This window comes from Arthrobacter alkaliphilus, from assembly GCF_021483235.1.
GTDB lineage: Bacteria > Actinomycetota > Actinomycetes > Actinomycetales > Micrococcaceae > Arthrobacter > Arthrobacter alkaliphilus.
This window is the reverse complement of sequence record NZ_JAKEEC010000008.1, coordinates 103711-126896: the sequence shown is the minus strand read 5'-3', so window position 1 is coordinate 126896 and position 23186 is coordinate 103711. Positions and strand designations below refer to the sequence as shown.

The window sequence follows — 23186 nt, the reverse complement described above, 5'->3', positions numbered from 1 at the left end:
CGGGCGGCCCCGGCGACTCTCATGTGCGGCATGGATTCATCCTAGAACAGCGGCTGTGCCACTTCCCTGCGGCGGCGGATACCCTTGAACCATGACCTCTGCAAACTCCCAGTCCATGAAGCCGGCCACCGTTGCCAAGAAACTTGGCATCTACCTGCCTGCAACACCCCAGGAGTTCCAGGATTCGGAAATCACCCGCGCCGATTTCGCCGAGCTCCAGGCCAACGCCCCGGAATGGCTCGCCGAGCTCCGCCGGACGGGTCCGCACCCGCGTCCCGTGGTGGCACAGAAACTGAACATCTCCATCAGCGGCCTCGCCCGAGGCGGAATCACCGAGCCCCTGACGACGGCGGAGATCACCGAACTGCTGGCCGCTCCCCCGCAGTGGCTCGTCGTCGAGCGCGCCACGCACGCAGCGGTCCGCTCCGAGGCAAAGCGGATCAAGGAAGAAGCAGCCAAGAAGCAGGCGGCGAAGGACGCCAAGGCCAACGCGGCCGCCAAGCGGGACGCGCCCAAGGCATCCAAGCGGGACCACCCCTAATCTCCAACCGGACCTCCGCGGCCCTCGCCTGCAGGCTTTCCTCGGCGCATACTGATTTCAAAGGGGTGCGCGTCCGCGTGGAGGTGGTCCGATTGCCCGCCACACATGGAATCCAGCTGACGGTCTGGGAGGCCGGGCTGTGGGCAGTGATGCTCACGTGCGCGGTGGCCTTCACCGTGAACGCCATCCGGAAAGCCGTCATCCATGGGCACGGCGTGGTCGCGGAACCGGACGCCACCTTCTGGAACATCTTCGCTGGTCTTGTGGTGATTGTTCCCGCAGTAATCATCCCCGCGTTGGCCTCGCCCGCCGTCGGACTCCTGATGCTCTTCCTCGGCCTGGGAGCTGCTGCGGTTTCCTTGGCCGCAGGGTGGAAACTGGAGCAGCAGCGTCAATACCGCAGCCGTTTCACGGACTTGGCGGCACGGCACGATGCCCTCTTGGCCCGCTGGCGAAGGTATGAGCTGGATCCCGCGATGGGCATCGACTTTCCCGGCATGGGCGATGTCAACGTTCCGCAAACCGCCGCGTTGATCCGTGCGCTGCAGGAAGCCCAACGGTGCCGTCTCACCGCAGGGACGGACTATGCGCGCGCCGTCGAGCAGCTGGAAGTGGCGATGGCCGAGGCCGAAGCGGCGGCGGGCGCTCCGGCCTCGGGTACCCGCTCCTAGGCCGCTGGGACAGCAGCGAGGCGGTTGTTGGCGGTGACGATCCTGGCCGCCGTCGCCTGGCCCATCCGGACTGCTCCGTCCACATGCTGGTAACCCTCCGCAGCCAGATCGGAAGAGGACCAGTAGATCGGCCCGACGTTGGCATGCTGGTCCTTGCCGTAACGGTGCAGACCACCCAGGTCATAGCTTGCCGCGTAGGCTCCGCGGGTCCATTCCTCTGAACCCCAGTCGGATTCGTAGTAGACCTCGGCATCCAGGGCCTTGTCGCCCAGGAAGCCCGCGATGGACTCAAGGACCTTCTTCTTGCGGTCCTCGGCGCTGAGCTCGAAGACCGCGTCCGCCTTCTCGTCCGAGATGAACCCCACCAGGGTTCCGCGGCTGTCTCCGTAATTGGTGTTGTCGTAGACCTCCTGGACCAGGGCGTCGGCGCCGAAGCACGTACCTGAAAGGCCCTCTTCGCGCCAGAACGGGGTGCGGTAGACAGCGTGGACCTTGATGACGAGGCCCAGGGACTGGTGCTGGTGCATCTGGTGCTGGCGGCGCGGCAGCGGCGGGTTGTAGGACACGCGGGAGTACAGGTTGGGCGGAACGGCCATGATCACGAATCGCGCGTTGACGGTTGCGCGCGCTGACTCGACGGTGACGCGGTGGCCTTCACCGGCAGGCTCCCAATTGATGGTGCGGACGGGGCTGTTAAGTACGACGTCGTCACCCAGTTCAGCGGCCATGAGTACGGAGACCTGCTGCATGCCGCCGATAACCCGCTTGTCCAGGATGAAGTCTTCGTCTGTCAGGTTGGAGAAGGAACCTGCCGAAGCCGCCATCAGCACCGCTTGCAGCGCAGAGAAGGCATGGGCCGGCTTGGTCAGCATGCCACCGGCGATGAAGAGGCCGATGTTGTTGCAGGCCTCCTCGTCCGTGGAGTTCTGGCGCAGCCAGTGGTGGAAGGAAATGGTGTCCAGTTCCCGGGCTTTGGGGTGGGCCCAAGGTTCCTCCGGGCCGATCTCGGCGGCGAGGCCGTCCAGGATGGCGCACAGCTTGTCCATCTCGGCTGCGGTGGCTTCGCTCACCGGGAAGGAAGCGCCGGTGTAACGGGTGCGGCTGCCGTCCGGCGCCAGGTAGACAGATTCGCCGTCGCGGTAGCGCGGGTACATCTTCAAGCCCAGTTCGTCCAGCAGACCCATCAGGGCGGTCTGGTCCGGGGAAACCCATTGTCCGCCGATTTCCAGCATGGCCCCGTCCACGGTGTCGGTCCACGTGCGGCCACCGACGCGGTCGCGCGCTTCGAGCACGGCAACGCTGAGACCGGCCTTCTTCAACTCGCGGGCGGCCGTCAAGCCCGACGGACCGGCCCCGACAATTACGACGTCGCGATCAAGATTAAACATGATGTCCTTTCTGTGGCAGCCCCCGTTGGCTGACCAATAAATGAATGACGTTCATTTATCTCAACTGTAGCTGGCTTGGCCCCGAGTGTGAATACCCGAATGAAATAATGCTGGGGACACAGACTCCAGAAAGGTCGGCAATGCCTGAACCCACCCCAGCTCCGGGCGAGACCAAAGCGCGCCGGAGGGCCGGCCGGCCGATGGCGGCCGTCCTGGACCAGGACGGCATTACAGCGGCGGCCCTGGAACTGGTCAGCAAGAAGGGCTACGACGGCCTCACCATGGCCGCCCTCGCCCGCTCTTTGGGCGTGGCGCCGTCGGCCCTTTACAACCACGTGTCATCCAAGGACGAAGTCCTCAAGCTCGTGGAAGAGGACCTGATGTCAAAGGTCGACTTCGGCGGTTTCCGCACGCTTCCCTGGGAGGAGGCCGTCCGGCAGTGGGCATATTCCTACCGCGGCATTTTCGCACGGCACACCCCGCTGATCTCGGTGATCGCGGTGCTGCCCGTAACGGATGCCCCGCAGACACTCGCCATGTATGAAGCCGTGACGGAGGGATTCCTCCGTGCGGGGTTCCCGGAGAAGCAGATCATCCCGAGCATCGTGGCCCTCGAGGCCTACATTTTCGGCGCCGCCTTCGATGCGAACGCGCCGGCAGACATTTTCGATTCCGGCCGCTTGGCCGACTCCACGCCGCACTTCACCTCGGCCGTCCGAAGCCTGGGGCCCGATCAGAACAACTACCCGTCCGACCTCGCGTTCAGCATGGGCCTGGATGCGCTGATCACAGGCCTCGGGGCGCTCCGGGTGGACCAATCTGGTTAAACCAAGGAACCCCGGTCCGAAGACCGGGGTTCCTTGAATTGCGTGCGCGAGGGGGGATTTGAACCCCCACACCCTTTCGGATACTGGCACCTGAAGCCAGCGCGTCTGCCGTTCCGCCACTCGCGCGCAACTTCTTCCGCCCGGCCGGACCGGTTTCCCGGCCTTACCCCTGCGAAAGCAGCGAGATCAAGCATAACGGACAACCTCTTGAAAACACCAATCGACCCGGAGCCTGCCGTAAATCCCCGGGACGCCACCGATTGCCGGTCCCCCCGCTTGGAGCGGAAATCAAGCGGGATGCGTGCCTAAATGATGCCTCCCGGCGAACTTTTCCGGCGTTCCCGCCGTTGTGGAATAAGGCCATTCACAGTCTTGCCCAGTAGTATCGGGGTTGAAGACAGGCTTCCTGCGTGCGCTACGGGCACTGCGGCGATGCGTCTTGGCTACTGATACCGCAGAGTCAACGGAGCGGAAGGAGAAGGACCATGGGTTTGCTTGACAAGGTTGAGCGTGGCATCGAAAAGGCCGTCCGAGGCGTCTTCTCCACGGGATCGCGGGGGCGGGTGGAGCCGGTGGAAATCGCCAGCAGGCTTCGCCGGGAACTGGACAACAAGTCCATTACCATTTCGGCCGGCCGGACGCTGGCCCCCAACGTGTTCGACGTCCTCTTGAGCGACGGCGACTTCGGGCGCGCCCAGGAGTGGGGCACTCCGCTGGCCGAAGAATTGTGCGACGTCGTTATCCAGCACGTGCGTAGCCAAGGTTACATACTGCAGGGTCCGGTCCGGATCTCCTTCCGTCACGACGATGCCCAGCGCGAAGGCCATTTCGAAATCACCTCCCGCACCGAGCAATCCGGCGGCGCTGCCGCGCCCACCGTTGCCCGGCCCGTGGTCCCCGCCGCGCCGAGCCGTGAGCCCACACGGCTGCAGCCCGTCCTGGACATCGGCGGACAACGCTATTCCCTCAATGCACCTTCCATCGTCCTGGGCAGGTCATCCGAAGCCGACATCCTGGTGGACGATACCGGCGTCTCGCGCAAGCACCTGGAAATCCAGACCGCGGACGGAGTCATCCGCGCCGTCGACCTCGGTTCCACCAACGGAAGCTACGTCAACGGCCATAAAGTGGACGGCACTGTGGAACTCACTGACGGATCCACCATCACCATGGGACGGACCAAGATCATCTTCAGACTTCTCCCCCAGCCCTCTGGTGGACGCCCGTGAGCGACATCAGCGAACTGACCATCACCGCTCTGCGCTTCGGCTTCCTGCTGTTGCTGTGGATACTGATTTTCAGCATCGTCTCTACCATGCGTCGCGATCTCGTGATCGGCCGCAAAGCAGCCATCGGAACTCCGACGGCGCGCGAATTGCGCAAGCACCCGGAGCTTGCCCCCGCGCCACCCCAGCCTGTGAAGCAGCAGGCGCGCCAGCTCGTCGTCGTCGAGGGCCCGCTCAAGGGAACCACTCTTCCCCTGGCTGCGAGCCCCATTCTCCTGGGCCGCGCACAAGAAGCCACCTTGGTCCTCGAGGATGATTACGCTTCGGGCAGGCACGCACGCTTGTTCCCCCAAGGCAGCCGGTGGTTCATCGAGGATCTTGGTTCCACGAACGGCACCTATCTCGCCGATCAACAACTGACCCGAGCCCTGCCGGTGGAGCTTGGCGTTCCCGTGAGGATCGGCAAGACGGTCATCGAATTGAGGGCGTAGCCCATGGCTTCCCCCCAGCCCTCCGAAGGCAAGACGCTGCCTCCGGAGCACCCCCTGATCATGCGCTACGCGGCGCGGTCCGACGTCGGTCGTGTCCGCTCGAAGAACGACGACTCAGCGTACGCCGGCCGGCATCTTGCGGTGGTCGCGGACGGCATGGGCGGGCATGCTGGCGGGGACGTCGCATCGGCATCCACGGTCCTGGACATGATCCACCTCGATCATGATTCCTACCCGGACGGCGCGGAAACAGTCCTCGCCGACGAGATCCAGACCGCGAATTCCCTCCTCTCCGAGCTCGTCCACGTAGACCCGAAACTCGCGGGGATGGGCACCACGGTCACCGCCCTGCTGCTCGAAGGCAGGCGGCTGCACTTCGCGCATATCGGCGATTCCAGGGCCTACCGCCTGCGCAATGGCGAGTTCGAGCAAATCAGCGTGGACCACACTTTCGTCCAGAGGCTGATCGATGAAGGCCGGCTGCGCCCCGAGGAGGCGGAAACCCATCCGCACAAGAACGTCCTCATGCGCGTTCTGGGCGACGTGGACGCCAGTCCCGAGCTTGATCTGGCCGAGCTCGACGTCCAACCGGGCGAACGCTGGCTCCTCTGCTCCGATGGCCTGAACTACGTCCAAAGCGCAGTCGTTGAGCAAGTAGTCCGCGAAACAAAGAACCTCGCCGAATGCGCCGAGCTCCTCATTGAGCTCACCCTCGCCAACGGTGCTCCGGACAACGTCACCGTCGTGATGCTGGAGATCGTGGAAGAGACAGGCGATAACGTCAGCACCGCCGCCGTCGAGGTCGTCCCGGCCGCGTCGGCAGCGCCCGCGCCGCCGAAAGCGGCAGCGCCGGCAGCATCAGCGCCGCCGAAGGTGGAAGCGCCCGCGGAGCCGGACGCGAGCAAGGAAAGCGAGCAAGGCAAGGACGCCGCGGAAGCAACGTCCGACGCCGGGCCCGACGCCGGGCCCGACGCCCAGCCCGCAGCGGCGGCTCCTGCACCGGGTTCCACGAAACCAGCCGGAACCACTGAGCCTCCGACGGCGACAGACCCGCACCTTGGCGAGCACCTGTCGGCCGAGATCCTCCGCGAAGAGCTCGCAAGCCGCCCGCACGAATTGGTCGGGGCCGCAGCGACTGCGGCCGAAACGGGTTCGATCCCGACCGTCGCGGGACGAAGCGTTGCACGCCGGGCCGCCACCGTGCTGACCCACAAGGCCGAACAGGACCGCCAGGAACCACAACCGCTTGTCGGCCGGAAGAGGCGCTGGCTGACGCCTGCCATCGCCGCGGCCTTGGCGATCTTCGTCGTCGCCGGACTGTGGCTCGGCTACGCGTGGACCCAGACACGCTACTACGTCGGCGAATTCAATCAACACGTCGCCATCTTCAACGGCATTTCGCAGAGCCTTGGACCGTTCCAGCTCTCGAAGGTCGAGACCCAGACGAACATCCGCATGGATTCTTTGCCCGAATTCACGCAACAAGTCGTGCGCCAGACCGTTCCGGCACGGGATCTGGCCGATGCCCAGCAGATTGTCAAAAACCTGCAGGAAAAGGGCACCACCGGGCTGCCAGGCGCGTGCCCCACAGGCACGTCCAAGCCGACGTCGAGCCCCTCAGCTACCGCAAGCCCCACGCCGCCAAGCCCAAGTCCGCCGAGCCCAAGTCCGTCGAGCCGGCCGACGTCGTCGTCCACTTCCACAGCCGCACCAACGTGCGCGGTGTCCCCATGATCTCGACCATTACTGATGCCCCCACGGAGGCGGTGCAGACCTCATGAACCATTCCATACGCAATTCGTGGATGGCAGCAGTCACCATGTTCGCCCTCCTCTTCGGCGCGATCAGCTATGTCCAAGTCATTGGCGCCGGCGACCTCAACGACAATCCGTGGAACCAGCGCGCCGTCCTGGCGAACTACTGCAACGACCGCGGCGCCATCATCGTGGGCGGCAAGCCGGTCGCCGAATCCGTTGCCGGAGATGAAACCTGCAAATACCAGCGCAGCTACCCGCAGCCGGAGCTCTATGCCGGCATCACCGGATACTTCTCCAGGACGTATGGGTCCACCGGGCTTGAGCAGCAGCTCAGGGATGAGCTGGCCGGCAGCTCCGACCAACTCTTCCTGGACCGCGTGAGCCAGATTTTCCTGGGGAGCCAGCCGAAGGGCGCCTCGGTGGAGCTGACCCTTGATCCCGCGGTCCAGAAGCTCGCCTACGACCTCATTCCTGACGGCCAGCGTGGCTCGATCGTCGTCACCAACCCGAAGACAGGCGCCATCATCGCGATGGTCTCCAAGCCGTCCTATAACCCCAACCTGATCGCCACGCACGATCCGGCCAAGGAAAAGGCCGCCTACGACCAAATCAACCAGATCCCCGGCATCAACCTCAACCAGTCCGTGAGCGGACCAACGGGCGCGCTGTTGGCGCCCGGTTCCGTGTTCAAACTCGTCGATACGGCGGCTGCCTTGAGTTCCGGTAAGTACAACAAGGACAGTGTCCTGCCGAACCCGGAAAGCCTGCCTTTGCCCGGTTCCAACGCCTCGCTGCCCAACTACGCAGGCGGCAACTGCTCAACCCGCAACACGGCCGATTTCGCCTTCGCCCTGGAGCAGTCGTGCAACACGCCCTTCGCCAGCATCGCCCTGGACCTTGGCCAAAACGCCATCGCTGACCAAGCCAAGAAATTCGGCTTCGGACAGGATTTCGGGGACCAGCTCAAGCTGCAGTCCGCCGTCAGTATCTTTCCCAAGAATCTGGACCAGGCATCGCTGGCCCAGTCCGCCGTCGGGCAGCGTGACGTCAGGGCCACTCCGCTTCAAATCGCCACGATGACCGCGGCAATTGCCAACAAGGGCGTCCAGATGAAACCGAACCTCATCAAGACCGTGCGGGCACCTGACCTGCGCGTCATCAGCGAGCCGAAGGCCGAGACCCTGCGCACCTCAACCACGCCCGAAATCGCCAGCCAGATCACGCAATGGATGACCGATGTCGTGTCCCAAGGCATCGGGGCCGGTGCCGCAGTGCCGGGAATCCAGGTGGCCGGCAAGACCGGCACGGCGCAACTCGGCGATTCCGGCTTGAACAACTCATGGTTCACCGGGTTCGCCCCGGCCAACGACCCGCAGGTAGCCGTCACCATTGTCATGGAAGGCGTTGATGTGTCTACCGGCGCAAAGCTAACCAGTCCGAATGCGAAGAAGATTTTTGAGGCGGTGTTGAACAAGTGAGGCCTACGTCAGGAATCACTCTCGGCGGCAGGTTCCAGCTGACCAGCCGCATTGCGATTGGCGGCATGGGAGAGGTCTGGAGGGCCAAGGACCAGATCCTCGGCCGGGTCGTCGCCATCAAGGTACTCAAGGAGGAATACACCGGCGATCCCGGGTTCCTCCAGCGGTTCCGCGCCGAGGCCCGCCACACTGCGCTGCTCAATCACGTGGGAATCGCCAACGTCTTCGATTATGGAGAAGAAGACGGCTCTGCCTACCTGGTCATGGAATTGGTGCCCGGACAGCCGCTGAGCAGCATGTTGGAACACGAGCAGGTCCTCTCCCCGGACCGCACCCTGTCCATCATCGCCCAGACCGCCCGGGCACTGGCCCCCGCGCACGCCCAGGGCTTGGTGCACCGTGACATTAAACCTGGCAACCTGCTGATCACGCCGGACTTCCGTGTGAAGATCACCGACTTCGGCATCGCCCGCCTCGCCGACCAGGTTCCCCTCACGCAGACCGGCCAGGTCATGGGCACGGCGCAGTACTTGGCTCCGGAGCAGGCCACGGGCCAAACGGCCACGGGCGCCTCGGACATCTACTCGCTCGGGATCATCGGCTACGAGTGCCTCACCGGGCATCGTCCGTTCTCGGGCGAATCCCAGATCGCCATTGCGCTGGCCCAAGTCAACGACGCCCCGCCGCCGCTGCCTGATAGCCTGCCGACTCCGGTACGCGCACTCCTGATGTCCATGCTCGCCAAGGATCCGAAGAATCGCCCGGCGGATGCCCTCAAGCTGGCCGAAGCCGCCGAAGCAATCCGCGCCGGCGATATCGCCAAGGCACACGCGGCCGTCCCGGGGATGTTGCTGTTCGAAGCCGCCACGGGCCCCATCACCGCCCCTACGGACATGCCCACGGCGCCCACCGGCATCGTCACCTCGCCCTACGGCAGGGAAACACGGACGACGTCGACGTCGGCGCTGCCTGTGATCGGAGCCGCTGCGGCGGCTGCTGCGGCCGAAGGTGGAAATCCGCTGGCCCGTGCCGATGCCTTGGCCGCCGAACGCAGTTTGGATGAGGCCAGCGAGCACAACCAGTTCATCCACGACGAAGAGGAGTACCAGGAGGAGCCGCCGCCACGGAAGAAGCGCAGCCCGTGGACGTGGCCGCTCGTTGCCCTGATCGTGCTCGTACTGCTCGCCGTGCTGGGGGCGCTCCTGACCCAGTTGGGCTTGTTCTCGCCGAGCAATCCGGCACCGGCCGTCACCACCCCTCCGGCCCGGGTCTCGAGCGCACCGCCAACCTCGGCCACCCCGAGCCCCACGGAGACCACGCCCACGCCGACTCCGACCCCCGACACCATCAACCTGATCCCGGAGCAGTACAAGGGCCAGCCGTACGACAAGGTGCGCACGGAACTCAATGCACTGGGCTTCGCGGTCAACGGTGTGCAGGTCTTCGATCCGTCCACGCCCGGCACCGTTATCGACATCAATCCTTCCGGCCCGGTGACCAAGGGATCGACCATCACGGTCACGTACTCCAAGGGACCCCAGATGGTCACCGTGCCGACTATCGGCAGGGGAGCCACGGAATCACAAGTGCAGGCTGCCATCGAAGGCGCGGGGCTGCGCTGGGTCACCGGGTCCACCGTTGACGGTGCAACCGGCCAGGCACCGGGAACGTTCGTCAGTTCAGACCCTGCAGCCGGGCAGAAAGTACCCGCGGGATCGGTCGTGACGTACCACTTGTCCAAACCGGCCGCGAGCTCGTCTCCTTCCCCTAAGACCACCCCGTAGGACACCATGCCAACCGGACGCTCTTCACCTGCCCACAGAGAGGACAGCACTCCCATGACATCCCAGCGCGTCCTCAACGGGCGGTACGAACTCGGTGAATTGCTCGGCCGTGGTGGCATGGCCGATGTCTACAAGGGCGTCGACACGGTGCTCGGACGAACCGTGGCGGTGAAACTGCTCCGTGCCGATCTTGCCCGTGATCCGCAGTTCCACGCCCGCTTCAAGCGCGAGGCGCAAGCAGTGGCAGCCTTGAACCACTCCTCGATCGTCGCCATCTACGACACCGGCGAGTACACGGTGTCCGGCGGTCCGGGCGAGGACGTCCGGGTCCCGTACATCGTCATGGAATACGTGTCCGGCCGGACCGTCCGGGACCTGATCCGGGCGAAGGAACTGGATATCGACCAGGCCATCGAATTCACGCTTGGCGTCCTCGCGGCTCTCGAGTACAGCCACAAGGCCGGGATCGTGCATCGCGATATCAAGCCCGCCAACGTCATGGTGACCGGGGAGTCAAACCATGTGAAGGTCATGGACTTCGGAATTGCCCGGGCGATGGCGGATTCCGCGGCAACCATGACCCAGACCCAGGCCGTGGTGGGTACTGCGCAGTACCTTTCGCCTGAGCAGGCCCTCGGCGAAACCGTGGATGCCCGCAGCGACTTGTACTCCGCAGCGTGCCTCCTGTTTGAAATGCTGACGTCCCGACCTCCGTTCACGGGTGACAGCCCGGTCTCGGTGGCGTACCAGCATGTACGGGAGGTCCCGGAGCCGGCCAGCAGCTTCAATCCAGCCGTTTCAGAGGCGCTGGACAGTGTCCTGGCCAAGGGGCTGCAGAAAGACCGTGCAGATCGTTTCCAGGATGCGGCCGCCTTCCGGCGGGCCTTGCGCGCGGCCAAGAACGGTGTTGCTGTCCCTGCCCTTGCCGCCGAAACTCCAACGGATGTCCAGGACGCGGTGCCGTTGACCCGGCCGATACCGGAAGGTGCCCTGGCGGCCGGGCTGTTGGGTCCCGAAGTCCTCGAGAACACAGTGGGCGCGGAGCCGGAAAACGGCCAGGCCGCCGGTGACCAGGACGTTCTGTCCCGTGAGCCCGGCGACCCTGAAGCCGAAGCAGAACACGACGGCGCCATGGCGCTTGGATTCACCCCGGAACGTGAGCGGACCGCCCGGCAGAAGTCCCGCCGTCGTGCCTGGACAGCGGTGGTGGTTATTTTGGCCCTGCTGGTCTTGGCCGGCGGCGCATTCTGGGTGTACAGCACGGTGAACCAGAAGCCGGCACCGCCTCCGTTGATCGCTGTACCGGCGGTCTCCGGACTGACCGAGGCTGCGGCATTGCAGACGCTCTACGGCGCCAATCTCAGCCCGGAGCCGAACCATATTCCCGATGACAAGGTCCCCAAGGGGAACGTGATCGGCACCGACCCGGGAGCAGGGTCCCGGGTGGCACCGAAATCGCAAGTCGTGCTGAACGTTTCAAGTGGCCCGGTCTCGGCAACTGTTCCGGCGGGCCTGAACGGCCTCACCGAAGCCGCTGCGCGCGACCTCCTGCGCCAGGCGGGACTTGTTGGCGGATCGAGCACCTTGGCCAACAGCGCCACGGTTCCCGCGGGCTCCGTTATTAGCACCAAACCGGCTTCGGGTGCCGTGGTTGGCGTGGGCAGCACCGTTGACTTGGTGGTTTCCACGGGCAAGGTCGCCGTGCCTCAACTCATTGGTCTGACCGAGCCCGATGCCGAAGCACTGCTCAAAGCGAACGGCCTGGGCATCGCAGTCACCCAACAGGAGAACTCGCAAGTAACTCCTGGAAAGGTGACAGGCCAGGGCGATGCCTACAATTCCCTGGTGGAGCAAGGAAAGACCATCAGCGTGATTGTCGCGAAGGCTCCCGCCCCGCCCCCGCCGAGTCCCACTCCGACGCCCACGCCGTCTCCCAGCGAGACCAGGGGCGGCGGCGGAGGAGGATTGGGATTAGGCGGCTAGCGCTGGATCAGGGGGCTCAGCGTGGCAGCACGGGCTGCCGCACCGGACATCCCCAGTGACTCGAGCCAGTTGCCAAGCATGAGGTAGCCACCTTCCGTGAGCACCGACTCCGGGTGGAACTGCACGCCGCAGAGCGGTGCCGTGCGGTGCCGCAGGCCCATGACGACGCCGCCGGCCGTTTCGGCGGTGATTTCCAGGACGTCGGGGATGCTTTCCCGGACAGCCGCGAGGGAGTGGTAGCGGGTGGCCGTCACCGGCGAGGGGAGACCAGCGAAAACGCTCTTACCCTCGTGCTGCACGGGTGACGTCTTGCCATGCATCAGCTCCGGAGCGTGGGTCACGGTCCCGCCGTAGGCCTCGGCCAGGGCCTGGTGGCCAAGGCAGACCCCGAACATCGGCTTGTTGTTGTCTCCGCACCACTTGATCAGCTCAATGCAGACGCCGGCTTCGGCGGGCGTGCCCGGACCGGGCGAGATCAGTACGCCATCGCGCGCTTCCGCCAGCTCAATCGCTTCGGCAAGGGTGACGTCGTCGTTGCGGACCACGGTGGTTTCCGCACCGAGTTCCTGCAGGTAGCCGACAAGGGTGTAGACGAAGCTGTCGTAGTTGTCCACGACGAGGATTTTTGTTGTGCTCATGGCTGCGGTGCTGAACCAATCGTTGAGTCGGTGAAGGTGGTGAACTGTGACATCCAGGGAAAGAGGAACTGGACCATCAGGACAAGTGCGCAGGCCACGAGGGCCGCGGATGTCAGGATGCGCACCCAGAGGGGACCCGGGAGGTGACGGAAGATCCATCCATACATGGCTTAGCCCTTCCCGGCCGTCTGGGCGACTTGCTTGGCAATGTCTTGTGGAGGCCCCGCGGATGCCGGCTGCCAGCTTTCCAACACGGAGTAGGCAATGATGCGTTCTTGCGCTCCGAAGCGCGGATTGCAGCTTGTCATGGTGAGGTAGCTCTGAGTGGGCACCGCACCGGGCTGTGTGGGGACGGGCAGAAGGACATCCGTCCGCGACGGCAGGACGATCTGGTTGTTGCGGAACACATACGTGTAATACCCGTCCTTGGTCTGCACATAGATCTTGTCGCCCGGAACCAGGAGATGGATGTTGTCCAGCACGGCACCATGGGTCTGGCGGTGCCCTGCGACAGCGAAGTTGCCGGGCGCGCCAGGCATGCTCGTGGTTCCGTAGTGGCCAAGGCCCAGGGTATCCAGGATGTCGGAACCGGTTCCCTCAATAATGGGCCGCGAATAGTCCGGGCCGAACCGGGGAATGTACATGATGCCGATCATGCCGCCGTGCGCGGGAGCCTCGGCCACCACGGGCTTGCCGTAGTCGGGAGGTGCGGCAGGGTTGGCGGGGGCAACAGGCGCCACGGGTCCGGCAAGGCTCTTCGCAAAGCCCTGGACGGCCTGGCTTTGCTTGGCATCGGCTTCGACGTTGGTCCACCACAGTTCCCACGCCACAAAGAGCAGCAGGATGAGTCCTGCCGTGACGAGCAGTTCGCCCACGACCTGGATGACCTTGCGCACGATATCGCCCGTACTTGGCCGTCCTTTGCGGCCGGCCGGGCGCGGCTGGCGACCCGCCCGGCGGGTACCTTCCGTGCCTGTTCCTGCGCCGTCGCCCGGCACGGCAGCGGCTTGCTGCGTCTGCTGCTGCGCCACTGGATCTCCTCTTTGCAGGCGCGGATGCCCGACGACGAGCAGGCCCCGAAATCCGGCTAGACTTGACTGCTAGAACGAACCCCGGAATTGCCGCGTGCGCGTTGACCGCTGGAATTTTCCTCCTTGCAGGATATCAAGCCGGCGCGCGGCCTTTCATTCAGCCGGCCAAGGAGGAACCGTGCCCGAGTCCAAGCCCCGAAAGAGGGCCTCCCGCCCCACCGAAGCGGCCACTGCACAGCAGTACAAACCGAACCCGGTCTGGTACAAGCCGGTCATGTTCGGTCTCATGATCATCGGCCTGCTGTGGATCATCACTTTCTACATCACCAGTGGCCAGCTTCCCGTGCCCGCATGGTCGTCCTGGAACATCGTGGCGGGCTTCGGCATCGCGATCGTCGGGTTCCTCATGACCACGCGCTGGCGCTCCTGAGCGGCGACCTCACATTCCGGCCGCCTGAAGCGTCTTCCAGACATGACCACCAGGCACACAACCATCGGGTCCCGGCTGGGCCGGCTGACGCTGACTGCGCAGGATGATCTCCTGACCGGCATTTTCTTCGAGGGTCACTGGCATATGCCGCCTTCGGAGTTCTTCGGCGAAGCCGTCCCGGCTGAGGATCCCTTGTTCCAGCAGGCCGCTCTTGAACTTGGCGAATACTTGGCCGGTGACCGGACCGTGTTCGATGTCCCGTTCAAGGCTTCAGGGAATCCGTTCCAGCAGCGGGTCTGGGCGCGGCTCGAAGAAATTCCGTACGGGGAAACCGTCAGCTACGGGGGACTCGCCGTCGAACTGGGTGACCGGAACCTTTCCCAGGCTGTCGGCTCGGCGGTTGGCCGGAACCCCCTGAGTATCATCATCCCGTGCCACCGGGTTGTTGGGCATGACGGAAGGCTCACCGGATACGCCGGCGGCCTCGATAATAAGCGGTTCCTCCTCGAACTCGAAGAACCCGCGGCGGCGAAGGAAAGCAAGCTCTTCTAATGGAGCCCAAGAAGCCGTTCGAGCTGGTTGTCCGGGAGCACGGACCCACGGTCCTGCGGGTGTGCCGCGCGGTCCTCGGCGACCACGACGCGGAGGACGCCTGGTCCGAGACTTTTCTCTCTGCTTTGAAGGCCTACCCCGAGCTGCCGGCCGGTGCCAACGTCCAGGCATGGCTCGTCACCATCGCCCACCGCAAGTCCATCGACATCGTGCGCTCAAGGAACCGCCGGCCGCTTCCCGTGGATGAGCTGCCTGTGCGACCGTCCGGGCTCGGTGTCCCCGGCAACGGCCACCGGGAGGTGCTCGACGCCGTCGGGCAGCTTCCGCCGAAACAGCGCCAAGCGGTGGCGTACCACTACATCGCCGGGCTCCCGTACAAGGAAGTCGCCGGGCTTCTCGGCGGAACTCCCGACGCCGCGCGTCGCGCGGGAGCCGACGGCGTCAAGGCGTTGCGCGCCATTCTCTTCGATAGCTCCTTGAGTTACGTGAAAGAAGAAACACCATGACCATCCACCATGATGATCCAGGCCTTTCCGAGATCCTCGCCCCTCTCGAACCCGCAGAACCAGCCGTCATGCAGAGGCTCCACGAGCGGTTGACGGCCGCAGCTGCGGAGCAGCACACGCTCGACATTGCCTACCGCACGGTGGATTCCCCGATCGGCAAGCTGCTCCTTGCGGCCACGGAACGAGGAATTCTGCGCGTGGCATTCGAGGTGGAAAACCACGACGCCGTGCTGCAGTTGCTCGCGGAAAAGCTCAGTCCGCGGATCCTCTTCGCACCCGACCGCCTGGATCCCGCGGCCCGGGAGCTGGACGAGTACTTTGCCGGGACCCGGCGCGAATTCGACCTTCCCGTGGATTTCAGCCTTTCGCGTGGATTCCGCCTCAGCGTCCTGGAACACCTGCCGCGGATCGCCTACGGCCACACGGAAAGCTACGCACAAGTCGCTTTGGCGACCGGAAGCCCGCGGGCCGTGCGCGCCGTTGGCACTGCGTGCGCCACCAACCCGTTGCCGGTGATTCTTCCTTGCCATCGGGTGGTCAAGTCCGATGGATCGTTCGGCAGCTACCTCGGCGGTACGGAAGCCAAGCGTGCTTTGTTGGCTCTCGAGGCCGCATGAGTTCAGGATGGACGGAACCCCTGTTTCCGCTTGAGTTGCCGGACCCGCCCGACGCCGGTCCACGGGAGATCGCGCCCGGCGCTGTGCACCTGCCGGGTTGGCTGAGCCTGGAGCAGCAGGAGTGGATCGCGGCCCGTTTCGAAGAGTGGACGCGGGGTCCCGTGCCCCCGCGCGCCGCCGTCCTTCCGGGCGGCCACCCGATGTCCGTGCGAACGGTCTGCCTTGGCTGGCACTGGCAGCCCTACCGGTACACCCGGGAGGCATTTGACGTCAACGGGCGGCGGGTCCTCGACTTTCCCGATTGGATGGTGCGCGTGGGCCGCAAAGCAATACTGGAAGCCTATGGCGACCCTGCCGAAGCCGGCGCTTATACGCCGGACACGGCGCTCGTGAATTTCTACGACGGGGCCGCCAAGATGGGGATGCATCAGGACAAGGACGAAAAGTCCCGGGCCCCTGTGGTGTCCCTGAGCATCGGAGACAGCTGCGTCTTCCGCTTCGGAAACACGCAGACGCGCACCAAGCCGTATACCGACGTCGAACTCTCCTCAGGGGACCTCTTCGTGTTCGGAGGCGCTTCCCGTTTCGCCTATCACGGAGTCACCAAAGTTCTCCCCGGAACCGCTCCTGAAGGCTGCGGGATTCCTGAGGGACGGATCAACATCACCATGCGGGTCACTGGAATGTCGTAGTGCTTAGGCACAATGTCAACAGCACAATGTGAACAACTGCTTCTGCCCGGCGTCTTGAGAAGGAAAGCCATGAACCCGCCTGAGAACGGCACCATTATCGGCGATGACGGCCTTGCTCGTCCCCCATGGGCATCCGTCGACCCGCTCATGCGTGAGTACTACGACCACGAGTGGGGCATGCCTGTACGGGACGAACGGGGTTTGTATGAGCGCATCAGCCTCGAGGGCTTCCAAGCGGGACTGTCCTGGGCCACCATTTTGCGCAAACGGGAGGCCTTCCGGACTGCTTTCCTGGATTTCCACCCTGAAAGCGTCGCGGCTTTCACGGAGGCGGACGTGGAGCGGTTGATGCAGGATTCGGGGATCGTACGCAACCGCCTCAAGATCCGTGCGGCCATCACCAACGCCAAAGCGACCATCGCCTTGCGGGACGAGGGCGGGCTGGTGGACTTCGTGTGGTCGTTCCAACCGGAGTCCACGCCGGAGCCGCGGACGTTTGCCGACGTCGCTACCCAATCGCCGGAGTCGATCGCCCTGTCCAAGGCGTTACGCAAAAAGGGCTTCGCTTTCGTCGGCCCCACCACCATGTACGCGCTGATGGAAGCGATCGGGATCATCGATACCCACCTTCTTGACAGCCATCGTCGGGGCAGCTCCGGGGTTTGGCCCTGATGGGCAGCCGCTTTCCACAGAAGTGCGTAACTTTATCCACAACTGTGGACAATTTCTGTGGACATCCATGTATATGAGCCGGGAATCCCCGGCATTCCGGCGATAGCCGGGGCTTCAGGCTATGTTCCGGGGGTTTTACCCAGCGTGCACAAGGCTGTGGATAGTGTCCGCGGTTTCACTGAGAGTTCACTCTGAAGAGTTGAGAACTTCATTCTGAACCTGCTCACGCCCCGCAGTGATCGGATTCCGGACCGCTTTTGCCGACCCCGACGCGGTCTTGGCCGACATGTGAAAGAATATGCGTATGAATGCAGATAAGGGGCATTACCCGGCTGCAGTGTCTCAGCATCCTGTTGGCCATCACCACGGCCACGACGGACACTCGCACGGGCATCATCACGACGACGACCACGACCACGACCACGAGCACGACCACGAGCATCACGCGGGTGTCAAAGGGTGGCTGTACGAGCTTTTTGTCCCGCACACCCACGATGCCGCCGATTCAATCGATGACGCCCTTGAGTCCAGTGCACAGGGCGTCCGCGCACTGAAGATCAGCCTTTTCATCCTCTTGGGCACCACGCTCCTGCAGTTTCTTGTGGTCCTCATCAGCGGTTCGGTCGCGTTGCTGGCCGACACCATCCACAACTTCTCGGACGCGCTCACGGCCGTGCCGCTGTGGATCGCGTTCATTCTGGGACGCCGTCCGGCAACCCGCCGCTTCAACTACGGATTCGGGCGGGCGGAGGATCTTGCCGGACTGTTCATCGTCGGCGTCGTCGCCCTTTCGGCAGTGGTCGCCGCCTGGCAATCCATTGATCTCCTGTTCCATCCGCAACCCCTTCACAATCTGTGGTGGGTTCTTGCCGCCGGAGTCACAGGCTTCGCGGGCAATGAAATTGTGGCCGTCTACAGGATCCGGGTTGGCCGGCAGATCGGGTCCGCTGCGCTCGTTGCCGACGGCGTGCACGCGCGCATAGACGGGTTCACCTCCCTCGCCGTGGTACTCGGAGCTGGCGGCGTTTTGCTCGGTCTACCGTTGGCGGACCCGATCGTCGGCCTGCTGATTTCGGCAGCCATCCTTGTCCTCCTTTGGGGTACGGTTCGCAGCATCGGACGGCGCTTGATGGATGGCGTGGAACCGGAACTGCTCGACAGCGCCCAGGCGGCGTTGGAAATGGCGCCCGGCGTATTGTCAGTGCCAAAGCTGCAACTTCGGTGGGTCGGCCATCGCCTGCAAGGCGCCAGCACGATCGTCGTCGCCAACGTGCCGCTGTCAGAGGTGGAACAGACTGTCAGCCGGGCCAGGTATCGGCTGGAGCACGCACTTCCGAAGCTCGACGACATGGTGATACAGACCGTTACTGCCGGCGGACGGTGATCAAAGGATCCCGTTCCCGACCGCTCCCCAGCCGCTCCGGATATGATGGCCCACTGAACCTTATGTTGAGGCACTGACCCGATCTTGAGCCAGGGAACCGGACCTGCCGACCGCCCAGAACGACGAAAGAAGACGCCACATGAGCCAGCAAGCGATTCCGGCGAAGCCTCGCCGAAACGTCGAGATGGTGCTGCTGGTGTTGGCACTTGGCGTCGGCATTGGCGCACTTGCGATGACCAGCGTCGACAAGAAGGAAGCCCTCGACGTTGGCTTCTGGCTTCAAGCCGGTACCTTGACGGCGCTGGCCGCTGCTTTCCACGTCGTCCTGCGGTTCAAGGCAAGGTTTGCGGATCCGCTCATCCTCCCGATTGTGGTGGCTTTGAACGGCCTCGGCATCGCCATGATCCGGCGCCTGGATGTCTCGAACGGTACGACCGCCGGGGCGAATCAGCTCACCTGGACGATCGTCTCGGTCTTGGTAGCCGGCGCCGTCTTGTGGCTTTTGAAAGACCACCGGCTTTTGCGCCGCTACACCTTCATCGCACTTGCGGTCAGCGCTGCCCTCCTCATCCTTCCGCTGGTGCCGGGCGTTTCGGCAGGCGAGATCAACGGCGCCAATGTCTGGATCCGCCTCGGTTCACTGCAATTCCAGCCCGGCGAAATCGTGAAGATTACGCTCGCCGTCTTCTTCGCCGGCTACCTGTCCTCCAACCGGGATCTGATCCTGCTTGCGGGCAGGAAATTCGGCCGCCTGCAATTCCCCAGGATCAAGGACACCGGGCCGATGATCACCGCCTGGGCGGCGAGCGTTGGCGTGCTGGTCTTCCAGCACGATCTAGGAATGTCCATACTGTTGTTCGGCTTGTTCATCGTGATGATCTACGTTGCCACGAGCCGGGCCAGTTGGCTCGTCCTCGGCGTCGTACTCATGCTCGTAGGCGGGTACTCCGCGGCAAAGATCTTCCCCCACGTCGGTTTGCGCATCGACGCCTGGATCAATGCCTTCGACCCCCAGGTCTTCACCCGGTTCCCCGGCGGCAGCGCCCAGATCGTCCAAGGCCTTTTCGGAATGGCCGACGGCGGCCTGATCGGCAAGGGCCTCGGGCTCGGGAGCCCGGACCTTGTGCCTTTTGCGAACAGCGACATGATCATCGCTTCCCTCGGTGAAGAACTGGGCCTGATCGGGCTGTTCGCGATCGTTCTCCTGTACTTGCTCCTCTTCACAAGGGGATTCCGGGCCGCACTGGGCATCCGGGATGCCTTCGGGAAGCTCCTTGCCTGCGGCCTGGCCTTCACCATGGCTCTTCAGTGCTTCATCATTATCGGCGGCGTCACCCGCCTTATTCCCCTCACTGGACTGACGACGCCGTTCCTCTCTGCCGGCGGATCCTCACTCCTGGCCAACTGGATCATCGTTGCCCTGCTGCTGCGGATCAGTGACGCCGCCCGCAGGCCCCAAACGGTTGCTACCCAGACCGAACACGTTCCGGTCTGACACACGCCGGCAACCGCTTAGCGAGCGGCCCCGGCCAGACGCGTCAACACGGTAGGCCGGAGTTACGCACTTAACAACAGGCAGCTACCCACAAGTTATCCACAGCTGGGGAAAAGCTGTGCCTGCCACGTGGAAAACTCCCGGAACGGCGGGCCCCACAAGGCCGGAAGGCCATCGAACTACATTGTTGTGAGTTATTAACAGTGTTGATAACCCTGTTGATACAGTGCTCTCTTGGGCGCTAACGCCGCGGTTGTCCACACCCATGCCGAAAATAGCCCCCTTGTCCACATACCCACAGGACCGCAGGCAAAAGTTATCCACAGGTGTGGACGCGATTTGCCCCAGAGAAGGCAAATCCCTGCAATACCGCCTCGCGAAGTGCGTTTGCCAGAGAACTACACGCCTGTAAGTTACGCACAGTGTGGATAACTCCTGTGGAAAACAGGTCCCAGGAACCTTGACCGAGTCAGCACGCAGTTTTAGGCTGGAAGTACTCAACCCATTAGTTGATAAACCAGTTGCTTGAATACTGGGTACGAGGCATAAGTCGGTTCAGGCCCGGAGCCAGGCAGGGGAGACGCATGCAGGACACGATTCGTACGGCTGCGCTGGACGCGGAAGACCAGCTCAACAGGGCGTTCATGGCCCTGGCGGACCCTGTCCGCCGGCAGATACTGGCGAGGCTGGCCTTGGGCGATGCCACCGTCAACGAGATCGCCCAGCCTTTCCCTGTCACCCTCCAAGCCATCTCGAAGCACCTTCAGGTGCTTGAGGGCGCAGGGCTCATCACGAGGAGCAGGGAAGCGCAGCGCCGTCCCTGCCACCTGAATACCACGGCGCTCGGCCCGTTGGCCGAATGGATCGAGAACTACCGTCTTCAGGCCGAAGAACGCTTCACCCGGCTGGACGAGCTCTTGGCCGAAACGGCCGATCAGGACAATCCGGAAAAGGAGAAGGACAATGAGCACCAACACAACCACCATTGATGTCACGGCAGGGACGCCGTTCATCGATACGAGCCGGGACTTCGACGCCGCGCCGGAGCGCGTGTTCCAGGCCTTCACGGATCCGCAACTTGTCATGAAATGGCTGGGTCCGCGTCGCCTGGAAATGCGTGTGGAGTCATACGAGGCACGGACATGCGGGAGCTACCGCTACACGCATGTGGACGGCCAGGGCAACGAGTTCGGGTTCCGTGGGGTCTTCCATGAGGTCCAGGAGCCGTTGCGGATCATCCAGACCTTCGAATTCGACGGCGCCCCTGGGCAAGTGACGCTGGACACCATCAGGTTTGAAGACCTTGGCGGCCGCACCCGCGTGGTGCAGCACTCCGTATTTCCCTCGGTGGAGGCACGGGACATGGCATTAGCCAGCGGCATGGATGCGGGCATCAAAGAGTCGATGGACCGCTTGGCGGAGCTCCTGGGCTAAGAAAAGCGCAGGGGGTGTTATCCCGCCGTCGCCCGAAGGACGGTGGCCAGGATCAGGATTCCGGCCACCAGGGCCATGCCGGCAGTCTGCAGCAGCGCCTGGCGCGGTCCACGCGGAGCAAAGGCGATCGCGGCCGCACACAGGGCACCGGTAACAAGGCCGCCCAAGTGGGCCTGCCAGGCAATGCCGGGGACAACGAATCCAATCACGCCGTTGATGGCTATCAGGATCCACAACTGCCGGGTGTCCCCGCCGCGACGGCTTTGTATCACCAAGAGTGCGCCGAAAAGGCCGAAAATAGCGCCTGACGCACCTACCACCGCGACGGCGGGCAGCGTCGGCGTGAGCAGCAGGAAGCCTACGGAGCCGCCAATGGCTGACAACAGGTACACAGCCAGGAAGCGCACACGCCCGAGGACGGGCTCAAGGAATTGGCCGAAAACCCAGAGCATGTACATGTTGAGCAAGATATGCAGAACAAAGCCCTGTGAGTGGACAAAAGCACTGGTCAGCATGCGCCAAGGCTCGACGTCCCCGTATTGCGGCATGGCGTAAACGGACGCGAAAGCAAACTGGCCGAAAACCGCATCGTCGGGAACCAGCCACTGCGCCACGTACACCAGGGCGCACAGCCCGATAAGCAAGTACGTCGCCACAGGGCGGCCGGTCGCGACGGCGCCGCCGTAGGCGGAACGCGCTGCCGGCGTCGAACGCTTCAGTTCATTGACGCAGTCAATGCATTGGAACCCGACGGCGGCCGCCCGCTGGCACTCGGGGCATGCTGGTCGCCCGCAACGCTGGCACCGCACATAGGAGGGCCTGTCCGGGTGCCTGGGGCACACCGGAATGTCTGCAGACGGCTCTGCCGCCGGGATTCCGTAACTCATATGCTGTTCAGGCTCGCGGAATTAGAGCTGGACGATGTCAATGCTGTTGATGACGACGTCTTCAACGGGGCGGTCGCCCATGCCGGTGCGGACCGACTCGATGGCGTCCACGACCTTCTTGGACTCTTCGTCAGCAACCTCGCCGAAGATGGAGTGCTTGCCGAAAAGCCAGTCGGTGTTGACCGTGGTGATGAAGAACTGGGAACCGTTGGTTCCCTTGCCCATCTGGATGCCGGCATTGGCCATGGCCAGCTTGTAGGGGGCGTTGAAGTTGAGTTCCGGGTGGATCTCATCGTCGAACTTGTAGCCCGGTCCGCCGATGCCGCGGCCGAGGGGATCGCCGCCCTGGATCATGAAGTCTTTGATGATGCGGTGGAAAATCGTGCCGTTGTACAGCGGCGTGCCGGTCTTGTCTTCGCCGGTCTCCGGGTGCGTCCAGGACTTTTCGCCCGTGGCCAGGCCAACGAAGTTGGCGACCGTCTTGGGCGCGTGGTTGCCGAAGAGGTTAACCCTGATGTCGCCGAGGCTCGTGTGGAAAGTTGCTTGTGCGGTTGCGATGGTCATAGGGCCATTCTTCCACGCAGGGTCAACGCCGTGGCGGCCAGGCAGGTGGTTCCGCGCTCGGTGAAATCTTGCATGAATCCGCCGGATAGATAGCCGGTGCCGTACAAGCGACGTAGGCTAACAACAAACGAGCATGTT

24 protein-coding genes and 1 tRNA gene are annotated in these 23186 nt (G+C 63.8%); 19 read left to right on the top strand and 6 right to left on the bottom strand.

Features of this window, described 5'->3' with window-relative positions; genetic code table 11:
- Positions 1-91: 91 nt before the first annotated feature.
- Both L0B83_RS08265 and L0B83_RS08260 read left to right on the top strand, forming a co-directional pair.
- The gene (locus L0B83_RS08265; RefSeq protein WP_234757925.1) at positions 92-541 is read left to right on the top strand and encodes a DUF5997 family protein; all 450 of its coding nucleotides are present in this window, start codon (positions 92-94) and stop codon (positions 539-541) included.
- Between the two features lie 92 nt (positions 542-633).
- Complete coding sequence (locus L0B83_RS08260; RefSeq protein WP_234757924.1) at positions 634-1212, top strand: hypothetical protein; 579 nt, start codon at positions 634-636, stop codon at positions 1210-1212.
- Here L0B83_RS08260 and L0B83_RS08255 read toward each other — a convergent pair.
- Complete coding sequence (locus L0B83_RS08255; RefSeq protein WP_234757923.1) at positions 1209-2600, bottom strand: flavin monoamine oxidase family protein; 1392 nt, start codon at positions 2598-2600, stop codon at positions 1209-1211. The two genes, L0B83_RS08260 and L0B83_RS08255, sit on opposite strands and share 4 nt — an antisense overlap.
- A 107-nt stretch (positions 2601-2707) precedes the next feature.
- On the opposite strand from L0B83_RS08255, the gene L0B83_RS08250 reads away from it, so the two are divergent.
- Positions 2708-3427, top strand: coding sequence for a TetR/AcrR family transcriptional regulator (locus tag L0B83_RS08250; RefSeq protein WP_372461174.1), 720 nt, complete (start codon positions 2708-2710; stop codon positions 3425-3427).
- 43 nt (positions 3428-3470) lie between these two features.
- On the opposite strand, the gene L0B83_RS08245 is transcribed toward L0B83_RS08250, so the two are convergent.
- Positions 3471-3553 (bottom strand) — tRNA-Leu (locus L0B83_RS08245).
- Between the two features lie 359 nt (positions 3554-3912).
- Between L0B83_RS08245 and L0B83_RS08240 the strand changes: the two genes are divergently transcribed.
- From L0B83_RS08240 to pknB, 6 genes are read left to right on the top strand one after another with little or no spacing between them, the layout of a single operon-like run.
- On the top strand, positions 3913-4656 hold the full coding sequence (locus L0B83_RS08240; RefSeq protein ID WP_234757921.1) for an FHA domain-containing protein: 744 nt from the start codon (positions 3913-3915) through the stop codon (positions 4654-4656).
- Between the two features lie 5 nt (positions 4657-4661).
- Positions 4662-5144: an FHA domain-containing protein FhaB/FipA gene (locus tag L0B83_RS08235; protein ID WP_234757940.1), complete on the top strand. Its 483-nt coding sequence runs from the start codon at positions 4662-4664 to the stop codon at positions 5142-5144.
- A gap of 3 nt (positions 5145-5147) precedes the next feature.
- Complete coding sequence (locus L0B83_RS08230) at positions 5148-6878, top strand: PP2C family protein-serine/threonine phosphatase (RefSeq protein ID WP_234757920.1); 1731 nt, start codon at positions 5148-5150, stop codon at positions 6876-6878.
- Positions 6879-6921: 43 nt separating this feature from the next.
- A complete protein-coding gene (locus tag L0B83_RS08225) occupies positions 6922-8379 on the top strand; it encodes a peptidoglycan D,D-transpeptidase FtsI family protein (protein ID WP_234757919.1) in 1458 nt (485 codons plus the stop codon).
- A complete protein-coding gene (locus tag L0B83_RS08220) occupies positions 8376-10163 on the top strand; it encodes a protein kinase domain-containing protein (RefSeq protein WP_234757918.1) in 1788 nt (595 codons plus the stop codon). The genes L0B83_RS08225 and L0B83_RS08220 overlap by 4 nt, the downstream gene beginning before the upstream one ends.
- Positions 10164-10217: 54 nt before the next feature.
- A complete protein-coding gene (pknB, locus tag L0B83_RS08215; protein WP_234757917.1) occupies positions 10218-12146 on the top strand; it encodes a Stk1 family PASTA domain-containing Ser/Thr kinase in 1929 nt (642 codons plus the stop codon).
- Here the strand turns inward: pknB and L0B83_RS08210 are convergent.
- Together L0B83_RS08210 and L0B83_RS08205 are read right to left on the bottom strand one after the other, a co-directional pair.
- On the bottom strand, positions 12143-12784 hold the full coding sequence (locus L0B83_RS08210) for an aminodeoxychorismate/anthranilate synthase component II (protein ID WP_234757916.1): 642 nt from the start codon (positions 12782-12784) through the stop codon (positions 12143-12145). The genes pknB and L0B83_RS08210 overlap by 4 nt on opposite strands.
- Positions 12785-12954: 170 nt before the next feature.
- Entirely contained in the window at positions 12955-13815 is an 861-nt protein-coding gene (locus tag L0B83_RS08205; RefSeq protein WP_372461173.1) for a class E sortase, read from the bottom strand.
- Positions 13816-13993: 178 nt separating this feature from the next.
- Between L0B83_RS08205 and L0B83_RS08200 the strand changes: the two genes are divergently transcribed.
- The 10 genes from L0B83_RS08200 (at position 13994) to L0B83_RS08155 (ending at position 21597) form a co-directional block, all read left to right on the top strand.
- Entirely contained in the window at positions 13994-14245 is a 252-nt protein-coding gene (locus tag L0B83_RS08200; protein WP_234757915.1) for a cell division protein CrgA, read from the top strand.
- A gap of 42 nt (positions 14246-14287) precedes the next feature.
- Positions 14288-14797: a methylated-DNA--[protein]-cysteine S-methyltransferase gene (locus tag L0B83_RS08195; RefSeq protein ID WP_234757914.1), complete on the top strand. Its 510-nt coding sequence runs from the start codon at positions 14288-14290 to the stop codon at positions 14795-14797.
- A complete protein-coding gene (locus L0B83_RS08190) occupies positions 14797-15303 on the top strand; it encodes an RNA polymerase sigma factor (protein ID WP_234757913.1) in 507 nt (168 codons plus the stop codon). Before L0B83_RS08195 ends, L0B83_RS08190 begins: the two co-directional genes overlap by 1 nt.
- Before the next feature lie 68 nt (positions 15304-15371).
- The gene (locus L0B83_RS08185) at positions 15372-15920 is read left to right on the top strand and encodes a methylated-DNA--[protein]-cysteine S-methyltransferase (RefSeq protein WP_372461176.1); all 549 of its coding nucleotides are present in this window, start codon (positions 15372-15374) and stop codon (positions 15918-15920) included.
- The gene (locus L0B83_RS08180; RefSeq protein ID WP_234757911.1) at positions 15917-16612 is read left to right on the top strand and encodes an alpha-ketoglutarate-dependent dioxygenase AlkB family protein; all 696 of its coding nucleotides are present in this window, start codon (positions 15917-15919) and stop codon (positions 16610-16612) included. Before L0B83_RS08185 ends, L0B83_RS08180 begins: the two co-directional genes overlap by 4 nt.
- A 69-nt stretch (positions 16613-16681) precedes the next feature.
- On the top strand, positions 16682-17284 hold the full coding sequence (locus tag L0B83_RS08175; RefSeq protein WP_234757910.1) for a DNA-3-methyladenine glycosylase I: 603 nt from the start codon (positions 16682-16684) through the stop codon (positions 17282-17284).
- 304 nt (positions 17285-17588) lie between these two features.
- Complete coding sequence (locus tag L0B83_RS08170; RefSeq protein WP_234757909.1) at positions 17589-18668, top strand: cation diffusion facilitator family transporter; 1080 nt, start codon at positions 17589-17591, stop codon at positions 18666-18668.
- A 139-nt stretch (positions 18669-18807) separates the two neighbouring features.
- The gene (locus L0B83_RS08165; protein WP_234757908.1) at positions 18808-20163 is read left to right on the top strand and encodes an FtsW/RodA/SpoVE family cell cycle protein; all 1356 of its coding nucleotides are present in this window, start codon (positions 18808-18810) and stop codon (positions 20161-20163) included.
- Between the two features lie 584 nt (positions 20164-20747).
- Positions 20748-21152 (top strand): ArsR/SmtB family transcription factor, encoded by a 405-nt coding sequence (locus L0B83_RS08160; protein ID WP_234757907.1) that lies wholly within the window; start codon positions 20748-20750, stop codon positions 21150-21152.
- On the top strand, positions 21127-21597 hold the full coding sequence (locus tag L0B83_RS08155; protein WP_234757906.1) for an SRPBCC family protein: 471 nt from the start codon (positions 21127-21129) through the stop codon (positions 21595-21597). Before L0B83_RS08160 ends, L0B83_RS08155 begins: the two co-directional genes overlap by 26 nt.
- A gap of 17 nt (positions 21598-21614) precedes the next feature.
- Here L0B83_RS08155 and L0B83_RS08150 read toward each other — a convergent pair whose 3' ends face one another.
- Positions 21615-22484 (bottom strand): rhomboid family intramembrane serine protease, encoded by an 870-nt coding sequence (locus L0B83_RS08150; RefSeq protein WP_234757905.1) that lies wholly within the window; start codon positions 22482-22484, stop codon positions 21615-21617.
- Between the two features lie 21 nt (positions 22485-22505).
- The gene (locus L0B83_RS08145) at positions 22506-23048 is read right to left on the bottom strand and encodes a peptidylprolyl isomerase (protein WP_234757904.1); all 543 of its coding nucleotides are present in this window, start codon (positions 23046-23048) and stop codon (positions 22506-22508) included.
- Between the last annotated feature and the right edge of the window lie 138 nt (positions 23049-23186).